The following is a 13,480-nucleotide window of genomic DNA, read 5'->3' as shown; positions in this document are numbered from 1 at the left end:
ACACAACGTACAAATTATTTATACGTTATCGTATGCGTTTTCAGTCCTAACCACCCAGAACTCTGGCAGGGTCAACTTTAACAGCCTGCCAGGCTGGATACAGGCAGGACAATACGGCAATCACCAGAGTGATAGACAATACAGCCACGACATCAAACCACATCAGCTGACTGGGTAAAAACTCAATAAAGTACACTCCCTGAAGCGGATTGTCCCCATCCATCTCAACCCAGGCGCGGAATAAATCGGATATATTCAGTGCCAGCAAAATGCCAATAAACAAGCCTACCAGGGCACCAATAAGCGCATAACTCACTCCCTGGATCGCAAAAGTAGTAAAAATGGTACTGTCTTTTGCACCCATGGTTTTTAAAATCGCGATATCGGCCTGTTTTTCTTTCACTTCCATTACCATGGAAGACACTATGTTAAAGCTGGCGACTGCGATTATCAGAAACACCACCAGATAGACTATGGTTCTGACCATCTGAATGTCCTGATAAAGGCTGCCCTGAGTACGAAACCAGCTGTTAACATAAACCAGATCAGGCAACGCCCTGCCTGCAGACATCGCTATCTGATGAGCGGAAAATACATCGTCGACTTTTGCGCGCAGCCCGGTTACCTGATCCTCAGCCAGCCCCATTGCCTGCTGTAATCTTTTCACCGATACCAAGGCCAATGACCGGTCGATTGGCCCACCCATGTCAATGACACCAGCCAATACAAAGTTCAACCGCTTTGGTGCCGCCAGGGGAGAATCAGCCTGAGGATTGGCCACCAACAACGTGACCTTATCTCCGGGCGATAGCCCCAGCTCTTTGGCAATATGCTGACCTAAAACTATGTCATCCCCAGATAATGCAGACAGTGAGCTCCCCTTGATAAACTGCCCTACCTCCGAAACCGTGTGATGAGAAGCAAAATCTACACCTTTCACCTCGGCGGCTTTCAACTCACCACGAAACTGCACCATAGCTGTGACCGAAATCTCTGGTGCTGCTGCGACAACGCCTGGTTGTGCCTCCAGTAAACGGACCTTTTCAGGCCAGTTAGAAATTGGCTCATACGGTGCCTGATAAGCCACATGCGGCACCACTGATAACAAACGGGTCTTTAACTGCTGCTCAAACCCATTGATGACAGACAAGGCCACAATCAATACGGCGACACCCAGCATCACACCAAGCGTTGACGATTTACTCAAAAAACCGATTAACCCTGCCTGATGTTTGGATGCTCTTAACCGATTACTGATAAATATACTCAGCATTGCACTAAGCCTCGTTTTGCAAAGTATGTTCGACCAAAACACCGTCATCCAGCGCTACTGCACGGCCTAACTTGGCAGCGAGTTCCAGATCATGTGTCACCACGACAAAGCTGGTTTTCAAATCACGGTTAAGCTCCTTGAGTAACGCATAAATTTTCAATGCATTTTGTTTATCAAGGTTCCCCGTCGGCTCATCCGCCAGCACCAAGGCCGGACGAGTGACCAATGCACGGGCAATCGCCACTCGCTGACGTTCGCCACCGGATAGCTCAGATGGACGATGACCACCGCGATGGGCCAGTCCCACTTTATCCAGCATTTCCTCAGCCTGAGCGTGCGCTGCTTTGGGTGACTGACCCGATATCAGCAGCGGCATTGCGACATTTTCAAGCGCAGTAAAGTCCATCAAAAGATGATGAAACTGATAGATAAAGCCCAAGTTTTGATTGCGAAAATCGGCTTGCTTACGACGCGACAAGCTGGCAACGTCCGTCCCTTTAATTTGAACTGTGCCACTGCTTGCAGTATCCAGCGTGCCAAGAATATGTAGCAAGGTGCTTTTACCCGAGCCTGAACTACCGACAATTGCCAGCATATCACCCTGCGCAAGCACCAGCTCGACCCCTTTTAACACCTCAACCTGCTGCCCCGCTTCATCATAGGCCTTATTCAGACCCTGACACTCAATTACTAAATCACTCATACCTTAACACCTCAGCAGGAAGCACTTTTGCGGCTTTAAACGCCGGATACAATGTTGCAAGAAAACTCAATAACAAACTGGTTGCAACTATCAGACTCAAACTCAACCAATCGAACCGAACCGGTAACTCAGCACCACCAAGTAAAGACAAGCCACTAAGTGCTACCACTTCATTGATATTGCTGGCCAGCAGGTACCCAAATACCACTCCAAACAGAGTACCAACCACACCGTTATACAATCCCTGAACCATGAATACCCGGGCGATAGCTCCCGGTGCCAACCCAAGAGTTTGTAAAATCGCAACTTCGCCCTGCTTTTCACTGACCATCATGGATAAGGCAGAAACAATATTAAAGACCGCGACAATTACAATCAGGCCGAGCAACAATGACATGATGCGTTTTTCCATCGCCACAGCGGCAAATAACGCCCCCTGTTGTACATGCCAGTCTGAGTACGTCAAGCCTGACAAAAGCGGAGCATGTGTGGTTTTAAATTCATTGACAGCAAACGCATCCTTGAGGGTAATACTGACATCAAAATCTGCTGGTTTGCGCTTAAGCAGACGTTGCAAACTCTTTCCATCGGCAAAAGCCAAATTGACGTCGGCCTCACTGCGCGTGTTATAGATCAGAGCCACAGTGAACAGGCGTTGCTTGGGTACCCGTCCCATCGGGGTGTAACTACTCATATCGGGCATAATCACCCGAACTTTTTGGCCTAAACGCACGTCCAGTTGGTTCGCCAAATAACGGCTCAATGCCAGTTGATATTTCTGCTCACGAAATTGCGCTATGCTGCCCGCTTCAATATGTGGTTCTAGTGCTGAAGGGTAACCACTGAAGGCTCCCTGTAAACGCACCCCGACCAGATCTTTATTGGTCTGTAGGATCACATCACTGGTAACGTAAGGCGTAACCCGTTTTACCTCAGGCAAGGTTGCTAACTTATCCAATAGCTGCGTAGCATCAGCCTTGTGTTTTTCAGACGACTTGTGCAACTGTACATGTGGGATCAGGTCAAGCATGGCGTTTTTAAGGCTCTGCTCAAACCCGTTCATCACGGAACTGACCGTGATCAGTGCCATTAAACCAAGTGCGATACCGGCAATGGAAAAAACGAAATAAAAGACACAAACCCGTTGCCTTTTGTGGCACGGCTGTATCTGAGCCCTATATAAAGGCTAACAGGCTGAAACATAATAGTTTATTTTTCTATATATAAGTTCAGTGCACGATACTAGCACAATCAAGAAAGCGGGGTCATACCTTTGGCCCCAAAAAAAAGTGTAAAATTTTTTTAATTGTGGCTCTAAATTACACTGGGTTTTAGTGTAGAATGCGGCAAATCTCGCGGTATGGACCTTCAATGTTTTCGTTATCAAGATTTAAACATATGAATTTCAAGGGAGATTTGTTCGGTGGTGTGACCACTGCAATCATTTCCCTACCACTCGCCCTCGCCTTTGGCGTGGCATCCGGAGCCGGAGCTGAAGCCGGTATGTGGGGCGCAATTCTCGTTGGCCTCTTCGCTGCCTTGTTTGGCGGTTCAACCTCCCTGATCTCAGAACCAACTGGACCGATGACGGTCATTATGACAGCAGTGCTGACCACTATGGTGTCAAAATACCCTGAAGCCGGACCGGCGATGGCCTTTACAGTAGTTATGATGGCCGGGGCATTTCAAATATTATTAGGCACACTCAAACTCGGTAAATACGTCACTCTAATGCCCTACAGTGTGGTTTCAGGGTTTATGTCAGGGATTGGCGTCATACTAATCATCCTGCAATTGGCACCACTACTGGGTCATCAGGCTCCACCGGGTGGTGTTCCCGGCACCCTATCAGCATTTCCCGAGCTGTTTCTAAACCTGCACTTCTCAGAGCTCTTTTTAGGTCTTCTGACTCTGGGTGTACTCTTCTACATGCCGAATAAATATCGCCAGTACGTTCCCGCTCAGCTCGTAGCCTTAGTCGTTGTTACCTTGATATCCATCCTGCTTTTTGATACCGACAGTATTCGCAGAATTGGCGAAATCCCCAGCGGCCTGCCAGAAATTGTCTGGCCGACTTTTACCCCTGAACTGTTTACTGAAATGGTCATAGACGCGCTGGTACTGGGCACACTAGGGTGTATTGATACACTGCTGACAGCGGTTATTGGTGATAGCTTGACCCGTACCGAGCACGACTCAGACAAAGAGCTTCGTGGTCAGGGTATTGCAAACATGATTGCAGGTTTTTTTGGTGCGTTACCAGGTGCTGGTGCCACGATGGGCACGGTGGTCAATATCCAGGTGGGTGCTCGCTCCCCGCTGGCGGGGATCTTCCGGGCGTTGATCCTAATGGCCGTTGTCTTTGTTGCAGGCAGCCTGACCGAACCAATTCCCATGGCTGTGCTGGCAGGTATCGCCGTCTACGTCGGAATTAACATTCTTGACTGGAGCTTTATCCAGCGCGCTCACAAACTTAGCATAAGTCAGATGGCCATCATGTATGGTGTTATGCTGCTTACGGTATTCGTCGATTTGATGGTGGCTGTTGGCCTGGGTGTGTTTATTTCCAATATTATGGTCATTGAGCGCCTTAGTCGTGTGCAGGAGCAACATGTCAAAGCCATCAGTGATGGCGATGCCGATGAAGACGTACCATTATCCACACACGAGCGCGCATTGCTGGAACAAGCGAAGGGTCAACTGTTGTTCTTTTACCTGTCAGGGCCAATGATCTTCAGCGTATCAAAAGCAATTACGCGCCAGCACCGACATATTGGCGAGTATAAGACAATGGTGCTCGATTTAAGTGATGTTGCCATGCTGGATGTAACCGTCAGCCTGGCGATTGAAAACGCCATCAGCGATGCACTGGATGCGGATTGTCAGGTCTTTATTTACTCGCCTAATAAAGATACCAGCGAGCAGCTTCAGAAATTTAATATTCGCAGCAAGCTGGGAGAGCATGCATTCTGTAACAGCCGCGAACAGGCGCTGAGCAGAGCACTGCAAGCCATGGAGGCAAACAGTATTGAAGCTTAGAGCTGTTCCGCTAAAAAGTCGATAAGTGCACGAATAGCTGTCGACAAATATTTTCTGGGCGGGTAAACCGCCCAGATCCCCTCCGCCATCGGTGTAAAGTCATCCAAGACTGTCACTAACTCCCCACATTCAAGTGCTTCCTGCACGTAATAATGGGGCAATTGTACGACTCCTAACCCCTGCCTGGCCGCATCGAGTAATGCCCAGCCACTGTTACACCTGAGTGTTCCGGATACTTTTACATGCCGTTCAACGCCATGATCCATAAAACGCCAGTACTGCGCATTGCCCAGCAGACAATTATGTTCTGCCAAATCTCGGATATGCTTGATTGGCTGGTGCCGCATCTGGTAATCACTAGAAACGCATACCAAAGTGCACCGCTGAGACAAACGTTTTGCATGCAATGACGAGTCTTTAAGCTGGCCGATTCTAATCGCCAGATCCACGCCCTGCTCAACCAGGTCTAACTGGGCGTTGGTCAATTCCATATCCACAGTCACAGAGGGAAAGCGACACATAAATTGATGCACCAGTGGCATAATATATTGCTCACCATACATCACGGGTGCCGTCATCCTGATTTTCCCCGTAGGCTGAGTATCTCTTTGCCGCAAAGCGGCTGTCGCGTCCTCGTAGGCGTGCTGCAGCAGCCGTGCATGACTCAGAAAGACCTGGCCTTCCGGAGTCAGGGCCAGATTACGTGTTGTACGTGTCAGTAACTGATATCCGAGCTCTGACTCAAGGGTTTTAACCCGTCGGCTTACCTGTGCCACGGACGTATCCAACTGCTGTGCCGCTCCCGTAAATGACCCACAGGTCGCCACCGCTACAAATTCATCTAAACCTGACCATCTGTCCATTATTACAAATACGTAAAAGTCTTTCTTAATTTTTAAGATTATCAAACTCTCAGAGCAAGTTATACTTTTGTTTTCACACTACAAAACTGGAGTAATGATGGCTGAGTTTATTAAATCACGGGCTGCGATTGCCTGGGGACCAGGACAACCACTGAGCATTGAGGAAGTGGATGTAATGATGCCCAAGGCGGGCGAAGTATTGGTCAAAATCGTTGCCACCGGCGTGTGCCACACAGATGCATTCACTTTGTCTGGCGACGATCCTGAAGGCGTGTTCCCGGCTATTCTAGGCCACGAAGGCGGCGGCATTGTTGAGGCAGTGGGCGAAGGCGTGACCAGCGTTGCAGTTGGTGATCATGTAATCCCTCTGTACACGCCTGAATGTGGTGAGTGTAAGTTCTGTACCTCAGGAAAAACAAACCTGTGTCAAAAAATCCGTACGACTCAGGGGAAAGGTGTCATGCCGGACGGCACTACCCGTTTCTACAAAGATGGTGAACCGATTTATCACTACATGGGTACCTCGACCTTCTCTGAGTACACGGTACTGCCTGAGATTTCTCTGGCCAAAGTGAATAAAAGCGCCCCACTTGAAGAGATCTGCCTGCTAGGCTGTGGCGTAACCACGGGCATGGGCGCGGTCATGAATACCGCAAAAGTGCAGCCTGGTGATACCGTCGCTATCTTCGGACTAGGTGGGATCGGCCTGTCTGCGGTAATAGGTGCGGTTATGGCGGGTGCCAGCCGGATCATTGGCGTGGATATCAACACAGACAAGTATGCACTGGCACAAAAGCTCGGCGCAACCGACGTTATTAATCCGAATGATTACGACAAACCCATTCAGGAAGTCATCGTAGAGATGACCGATGGTGGCGTGGACTTTTCATTTGAATGTATTGGAAACGTCAATGTGATGCGCAGTGCACTGGAATGCTGCCACAAAGGCTGGGGTGAATCTGTCATCATCGGCGTTGCCGGTGCAGGTCAGGAAATCTCTACTCGTCCTTTCCAGCTGGTCACAGGCCGAGTCTGGCGTGGCACCGCATTTGGCGGAGTTAAAGGTCGCTCCGAACTGCCAGAAATCGTCGAGCGCTACCTCGCAGGTGAGTTTAAACTGGACGATTTCATCACTCATACCATGTCACTCGATGATATCAACGAGGCCTTTGATCTGATGCATCAGGGCAAGAGCATACGTTCGGTGATCCATTTCTAGGGAAATATATGGAATTAGTGAGTGAAAATAAGGTCGCCGGTGGCTGGCATCGACGCTATCGTCATCAAAGCCAGCACACTCAATGCGACATGACCTTTGCTATCTTCCTGCCAGAGCAGGCAAATAACGACCAGCCAGTACCTGTGCTTTACTGGCTATCGGGGTTGACCTGCACTGACGAGAATTTTATGCAAAAGGCGGGCGCATTTAAGCGAGCCAATGAATTGGGTATTGCTATCGTGGCACCGGATACATCTCCGCGAGGAGAAGGTGTACCTGATGACCCCCAGCAGTGCTATGACTTTGGCCTGGGTGCGGGTTTTTACGTCAACGCCACACAAGCCCCCTATGATAGACACTATCAGATGTACAGCTATGTGAGCGAAGAGTTACCGGCGCTAATCGAGCAGCAGTTCCCTGTTTCTCACAAGCGTGCCATTGCAGGTCACTCTATGGGTGGCCATGGCGCACTGGTCGTCGGGCTAAAAAACCCATCGCGTTATAACAGTATCTCTGCGTTTAGTCCTATTTCAAACCCGGCAGATTGTCCGTGGGGCAAAAAAGCGTTTTCGGGTTATCTGGGTGAAGAGAGTCAAGCCTGGTTGGCCTATGATGCCTGCCACTTGCTCAGACAAAGTAAGGACGATCTAAAGGTGCCAACGCGAGTTGATCAGGGTGAAGCCGACCAGTTCCTTGAAGAACAGCTTAAGCCGCAAGCTTTAGTGAAAGCGGCTCAGGCTGCGGACTATCCGCTCACGGTGACAATGCACCCGGATTATGACCACAGTTACTTCTTTATTTCTTCATTCATAGATGCGCACCTGGATTTTCATGCGCAGTATCTGAAGTGAACCACAAAAAAAGGCGCTGATGCGCCTTTTGCTTGCTTAACATAGTATTTTAAACAGTCAGATCACCATACTGATTGTTCACTGTCAGTTTGACTGGTTTGTCAAAGCCCGGAATACTCAGCGCTTCTTTACTCAACTGCAATTGTGACTCATCGATCATGCCATTACCAAAGCGGTAAATCAGCTCATACTGACCGAGATCAGCCGCCTGTTGATAGCTGGCTTGCTGCTGTTTTGTTTCTTCCAGCTTAGTACTGTGCTGTTCAAATTCAGCTTCACCATAACGCTTAGCAAGCAATTTCAGAGTCATCTCTGGTGACAGGACTGTCGCTGTTGCATTGTTGCCACCAAACCCTTTGGAGTTAATAAAGGCAATGTCCATTTTTTTGCAGTGATAGTGATGTGTACGAATATCCAGATGTTGATCATAAACATCTTCAGCGACTGCATCTATGGTTGTCACGCCTGGCATAATTTGATGGCTAAACACCCCCAACGCCATGGCAAGCTGGTCACCTGATGCGGGTCCAATTGTATGCCCTACAAATGCTTTAGGTGCCGCCACTTTCCACCCATCAATACCGAAGGTCTCTGCAATACGATGATAAATGAAAGATTCTGTCACACGGTTTTGTGGCGTACTCGAACCATGCGCAAGAATAAAGCTACGTTGTTGCAGCGCTTCTGTGCCTGCGATTTGTTCCGCCAGAGCGACAGACTTAGCCATTGTGATGTAGTTACCAGGACCTGGTGCGGTAATTGACTTCTTTACACCATCAGCATTGACATACACATCCGCAACTGACCCCATAATATCGGCACCAAGCTCCAGCGCCAGCTTGTCATCCATCAGAATGGCAACCTGAGCCCCTTCCCCGATTGTAAAACCGCAATTTTCGCCAAACGGACGACTGGTACGGCGATAATCAACCTGATCTGTATTATCCAGCTTACGTAAACCTTCCTCGTTGGCCAGTGCGCCCATATTACCGAAGCCTTCAATAACCTCCGGAGTAAGTGCACATTCAACACTGGCAACGACTGCAACGCGGGTACGACCCGCCTGAATATCATTGACCGCCGCACGTAAATTATACAAAAAAGTCGCGCAAGCGCCCGATGTTGAGAAGGTAGTACCGACACTACCCGTTACATAGGCGTTAATGAAGTCTGTTGACATAGTATTGAGACCCAGCGCAAGCTGCTTAGTGCTCACCCGCTCGCCCTTCATTCGGCTGCGGAAAAGTCCACCAAAGCCCTCATCGTTCACCTGCCCTACTACTGAGGCCGAGTAGGTCCCAATCTGATCAGGCTCAACGCTGTTCATCACTTTTTGCCAGTCTAACCCTGTTGAACGTATCGCATCGGTCGCAGCAAAAATCGTCGCCTGGAGGCCGCGTGGTTGATAACGGCTGTTATACATAACCGAAGGATCGAACCCGGTAGGTAGCTGACCAGCGGCTTTAATAGGATTATCTCTGTGACTGTCAACCTTCACCTCCAACTGTTCAGGGATGAACACCTGAGCTGTTTTTTCGTCAATAAATTCTAGTTGCCAACTAGCAGGAACCGGCGTTGGTAAATCACGTTTACGGCAGGTAAAAGTCAGGCCGCTATCGTCACTTGCCTGCATAGTTAATTTCTGCTGCCAGTGTGTTGCGTCAACGTCAAAGTGATTTTTTTCGATTTTCCTGATCAGTGTGCCTTCTATAATCTGGCGACCAAACAGAGATTCAATCTGCTCTGGACGTACAACGTCCCCGTCTGCAGTGACCAACTCCGAGCCCTGCAACGATACCAGGTTCATCAAAGTTGCCAGGCCCAGAAAGGTTTCCTGTCTTGCAGCATCATCCAGGCTGTCTAATACAATACGGCGATACCCCTGATGGAACGAGGTTCTGCCAGAGGCGTTCACGCCTCCCATGCCTACGATAATTGGTAATGCTGTCATATCAATCTCTTATCTACTAAAACTTATGAGCCGATTTTAGAACGAAGAAAAATATGTTACTTTACATTTTTCGCCACATAACATGCAAAATACGCCACGCATTAGAGGTCGGATGAGATGAACAACCATAGCCACCGCATTGCCTTCACAATTTATGAACAAATGCTTATAACCAGTGTGACGCTGCCGGTTGAGATGCTCCGCGCTGGTGAGGCATTTGCGAGACGCCACCTTGGTCATGAGTTTGTTCCTCTGGAGCTTGCCTGGCTGAGTGAAACAGGCGCCCCTGTAAATTCATCCATGGGTATCCCATTTTCAGCCCACACCAGTTTCGCCGCACTCAATGAATTTGACTATATAATAGTGCCCAGTATTTGGCGTAATCCCCGCCCCGTGCTCCGAAAAAATGCCTCTTTGGTGTCAAATGTGGCAAAGGCATGGTGGGCCGGCGCAACGCTTATCGGTGTCGGTACGGGAGTGTGTTTCCTCGCTGAATCCGGGATCCTGGATGGCCATTCGGCCACAACTCACTGGCATTATGCAGAACAGTTCAAACGCAGCTATCCACTTGTCGCTTTGCGGCCTGACTACTTTATTACTCAATCAGAACGCCTGTATACGGTAGCCAGCCTGAACGCACTGGCAGATGTGGTCGTTCATTTAATTGGACAATTCTATGGCCGTGAGGCTGCTCACCATGTACAGCAAAACTTTTCCCATGAAGTTCGAAAGCCATACGAGGAGCAAAGATATCTTGAAGGTGCGGTAGATAGACACAGCGACGAGCAAGTCGCGTCAATCCAGTTTTGGTTACGTAATAATTATGCTGACGAAATCACTTTTCCAGATGTCGCGACTCAGTTTGGCATGAGTTACCGAACTTTCAATCGCCGTTTTAAGGCCGCAACAGGTCAGACTGCCGCGAATTATTTACAAACAGTACGCGTCCGGCAAGTAACGGAACTGCTCGCATCAACCAACTTAAGCATTCAGGAAATCGCTCTGGCTTGTGGCTTCAACTCTCAGGGACAACTTACAAGGGTGTTTAAAAGCACGATGAATCAAACTCCCAGTCAATATCGTCAGGTGGTTAGGAAAAAGCTGTTTTCCTAACTACAAAAGACTTATTACCTCAAGCCACTGGGTCTTACCGTTAAAGTGAAACTCAACTTCTTCACCAACGTCAAGCCCTTGCAATGCTTGCCCAAGAGGGGATGCAAGTGTTATCACCATCACTTGTGTTGTACCCAAGGTCAGCTTTAACCCGCCCTCACCGGGACCAATATAAAACCAATGATGTGTATCCTGCTCATCCGCAAGTTCAACCAAAGCGCCAACCTGGATAGCGGAAGGACAGCTTAATGTATACGTACTGGCAAACGCATGAATGGCCTGATACGCCTGATCTACTCGCTCACTCTGTCCCTCAGCCAGGTAGCCTGACTCTATACTGAGTGAGTCATATTGAGTTTCCGCCGCACTTTGTTCATGAATTGCATCTGCTCTTGCGCTGTTCGCTGCCTGTTGTGCTTCCTGCAGCTTACACTCAAGCGCAAATTTTAGGTGTTCAATGACATGGTGTTTGTTCAAGCTGCCTCCTATCAGACGTCAAAAGGGCCCTCAGGCCCTTTTACAGATAAAAAAGTGATTCTAACAGCAAGCAGTCACTCAGAACAGAGATTCAAAGCTACCGTCTGGGAACAAGACCCCAGGGATCCCACGAACTGTTTTCACGTCACCAATCTGCTGGTCACCATAGTAGTATCCACCTGTGAAATTACGTCCTTTTTGTTTTATATCCAACCAATAACCATCCTTACCTTTTGCAACGATATTATTATTGCTACCCGAACGACGCACTTCCATTTGCATAACTCTGCCCCCAAGTAAATAGGCGAGGTCAGCTGAGGTCAGGTCGGTAAAACTATCTGGCTCTGCGGCTAACTGCAGCTGAAAATCAGCCGCACCTTTTAATGTGAAATCCACGTGCAAGCCGAATGTTAAATCCAGTTCAGTATCAAACTCAAAGGGCGTTTTTTCTGCTGCATACAAAGTAACGGGTGTAACCTGATTTTCCGTTTCAAAATCGCCTCGCAAACGCAAGTTAGCAATCACGCTTTCAACCGTATTACTTGGTGAGAGCACTCGGTTTAACCGTGCCCGCATATCCGCTTTTGTCTCAGACTCTGCCGTTTTTAGCGTGACTTCACCGGCAAATCGGGAGGTGCCCGTTGCTGTTTCCAAACTGTCTGCATCAATTGAACCATCAAATAACAGGAAAATATCGCTTAAATCTGCAGACAAAGATACATCCCCTTTTCGTACAGAGACAGAGCCACTACCAGAGATCCGATCTCCCAAGGTTGGACTCTGACGCCACTCTGGCATGGTAACGTCCATCTCTACCTCAAAATCCCTGCTAAGTCCTGTTACGCGCCAGTGAAAGGAAGGCTCTGTCGAATATACTATGTCCAGCCCTTTAATACGATAAGTGCCAGGCGCCGAATCGTGCGCAGGAGATACATTGTCAACGACATCATATATCGCTTCCGTGAGCACCAGGAATGACTGTTGAGCCGTTTCGTTCATCACCAACCGTTCAATCTCACTGAGCTTCAGCTTAACCTCGTCACTGTACTTCTCTTCTTGTAACCGGATCACACCCAGTGAGTCCCTGAAGTGGTTTAGCAAGTCATTATTAAATACCGTTTCAGTTCCTTTAAGCGTGTCCATCTCTTGAAGCTGCAAAGCCTCATTGGCCATAAGCAACACGTTTCCGGCAACACCGGTAAATAGCGCACTCTCCTTTTCATCCAATGACACTTCCATAAAATATTGATTTACTTCATTGATGTAAGTTTGCCATAACGTATAATCATTGTTGGTATAAGCCAAATCAAAAGCCTCAGCAAGAGACAAGACTTCCTCATCTTTACTCCCCTGAAGATTCAACTGCCGCATAATATCAGCATACGTGTAGGCCTTAGCTGTAAACTCAGCTTGCACAGACTGATTGATACTCGTGTGTGCCAGATGATAAATAGGCGTATTAGTTAAAGATAGCACCGTGCTATCTAGCCTATCGTCGCTTAACAGAGTCGCATAGGATGAAAACAGGAGTTTATTCTGACCTGCAGAGGGTTTGGCTACCAAGGAATAAGTCAAATTCGCCGCCACCGGTTCCCCATAATCAATCTCATCATTGTCATTGAGATCATTAGGGTCATTTAGCTGAGCCCTGCCACACCCCAAAATTCTGGGACAGAAAACCTGAAGATTAGCAGGGGTAAAGTCAAATCGGTAGACGCTGCCAGCGTCTAGATTAACTGCTAGCTTATTTAAATCATCAGAAGTAAATTCCTGTTTCTCACTGGAGTCAATTTGCGTAATGGATAATGTACCAGCAGTAGCCGTGAAGTTTGGCAAGTAAAACGTCACAGATGCTTCTAATGATTGACTAACATCATGACCTAGACCCGGCTCACTATTATCCACCGTCGGTGCGGGATCACTACTCCCACCACATGCAGCTAAGGTTGCCGCCAAAAAGAAAGGTAAGAGTCTATTAATTCGTCGCATTT

Annotated in this window: 10 protein-coding genes and 1 pseudogene; 4 read left to right on the top strand and 7 right to left on the bottom strand. The window is 48.3% G+C overall.

Translation table 11 applies throughout. The features are described 5' to 3' along the window. Window positions 1-46: 46 nt before the first annotated feature. The 3 genes and pseudogenes from ELR70_RS12835 to ELR70_RS12825 form a co-directional block, all read right to left on the bottom strand. On the bottom strand, window positions 47-1,273 hold the full coding sequence (locus ELR70_RS12835; RefSeq protein WP_054013826.1) for a lipoprotein-releasing ABC transporter permease subunit: 1,227 nt from the start codon (window positions 1,271-1,273) through the stop codon (window positions 47-49). A 4-nt stretch (window positions 1,274-1,277) separates the two neighbouring features. After that, window positions 1,278-1,976: a lipoprotein-releasing ABC transporter ATP-binding protein LolD gene (gene lolD, locus ELR70_RS12830; protein ID WP_054013827.1), complete on the bottom strand. Its 699-nt coding sequence runs from the start codon at window positions 1,974-1,976 to the stop codon at window positions 1,278-1,280. Next, window positions 1,969-3,179, bottom strand: a pseudogene (locus tag ELR70_RS12825) (lipoprotein-releasing ABC transporter permease subunit). Before ELR70_RS12825 ends, lolD begins: the two are co-directional and overlap by 8 nt. A gap of 168 nt (window positions 3,180-3,347) precedes the next feature. Between ELR70_RS12825 and ELR70_RS12820 the strand changes: the two are divergent. Next, entirely contained in the window at window positions 3,348-5,015 is a 1,668-nt protein-coding gene (locus ELR70_RS12820) for a SulP family inorganic anion transporter (RefSeq protein ID WP_054013829.1), read from the top strand. Here the strand turns inward: ELR70_RS12820 and ELR70_RS12815 are convergent. Further along, window positions 5,012-5,878 (bottom strand): LysR family transcriptional regulator, encoded by an 867-nt coding sequence (locus ELR70_RS12815; RefSeq protein WP_054013830.1) that lies wholly within the window; start codon window positions 5,876-5,878, stop codon window positions 5,012-5,014. The two genes, ELR70_RS12820 and ELR70_RS12815, sit on opposite strands and share 4 nt — an antisense overlap. A gap of 94 nt (window positions 5,879-5,972) precedes the next feature. On the opposite strand from ELR70_RS12815, the gene ELR70_RS12810 reads away from it, so the two are divergent. Both ELR70_RS12810 and fghA read left to right on the top strand, forming a co-directional pair. Further along, entirely contained in the window at window positions 5,973-7,097 is a 1,125-nt protein-coding gene (locus ELR70_RS12810; protein WP_054013831.1) for an S-(hydroxymethyl)glutathione dehydrogenase/class III alcohol dehydrogenase, read from the top strand. A gap of 8 nt (window positions 7,098-7,105) precedes the next feature. Continuing rightward, window positions 7,106-7,948 carry an S-formylglutathione hydrolase gene (gene fghA, locus ELR70_RS12805; RefSeq protein WP_054013832.1) on the top strand — a complete coding sequence of 281 codons (843 nt, stop codon included), beginning with the start codon at window positions 7,106-7,108 and terminating at the stop codon, window positions 7,946-7,948. Window positions 7,949-7,997: 49 nt separating this feature from the next. Here the strand turns inward: fghA and ELR70_RS12800 are convergent, their stop codons facing one another. Further along, a complete protein-coding gene (locus tag ELR70_RS12800; protein WP_054013833.1) occupies window positions 7,998-9,899 on the bottom strand; it encodes a beta-ketoacyl synthase in 1,902 nt (633 codons plus the stop codon). A gap of 117 nt (window positions 9,900-10,016) precedes the next feature. On the opposite strand from ELR70_RS12800, the gene ELR70_RS12795 reads away from it, so the two are divergent. Continuing rightward, complete coding sequence (locus tag ELR70_RS12795; RefSeq protein ID WP_054013834.1) at window positions 10,017-11,012, top strand: helix-turn-helix domain-containing protein; 996 nt, start codon at window positions 10,017-10,019, stop codon at window positions 11,010-11,012. Here ELR70_RS12795 and ELR70_RS12790 read toward each other — a convergent pair whose 3' ends face one another. Continuing rightward, the gene (locus ELR70_RS12790) at window positions 11,013-11,489 is read right to left on the bottom strand and encodes a GreA/GreB family elongation factor (RefSeq protein WP_054013835.1); all 477 of its coding nucleotides are present in this window, start codon (window positions 11,487-11,489) and stop codon (window positions 11,013-11,015) included. 78 nt (window positions 11,490-11,567) lie between these two features. Beyond that, window positions 11,568-13,478 carry a hypothetical protein gene (locus ELR70_RS12785; RefSeq protein WP_054013836.1) on the bottom strand — a complete coding sequence of 637 codons (1,911 nt, stop codon included), beginning with the start codon at window positions 13,476-13,478 and terminating at the stop codon, window positions 11,568-11,570. Window positions 13,479-13,480 lie beyond the last annotated feature (2 nt).

This window comes from Pseudoalteromonas sp. R3 (assembly GCF_004014715.1).
In the GTDB taxonomy this organism is placed as follows: Bacteria; Pseudomonadota; Gammaproteobacteria; order Enterobacterales; family Alteromonadaceae; genus Pseudoalteromonas.
The sequence above is the reverse complement of the archived record's forward strand: the minus strand, read 5'-3'. Positions and strand labels throughout refer to the sequence as shown.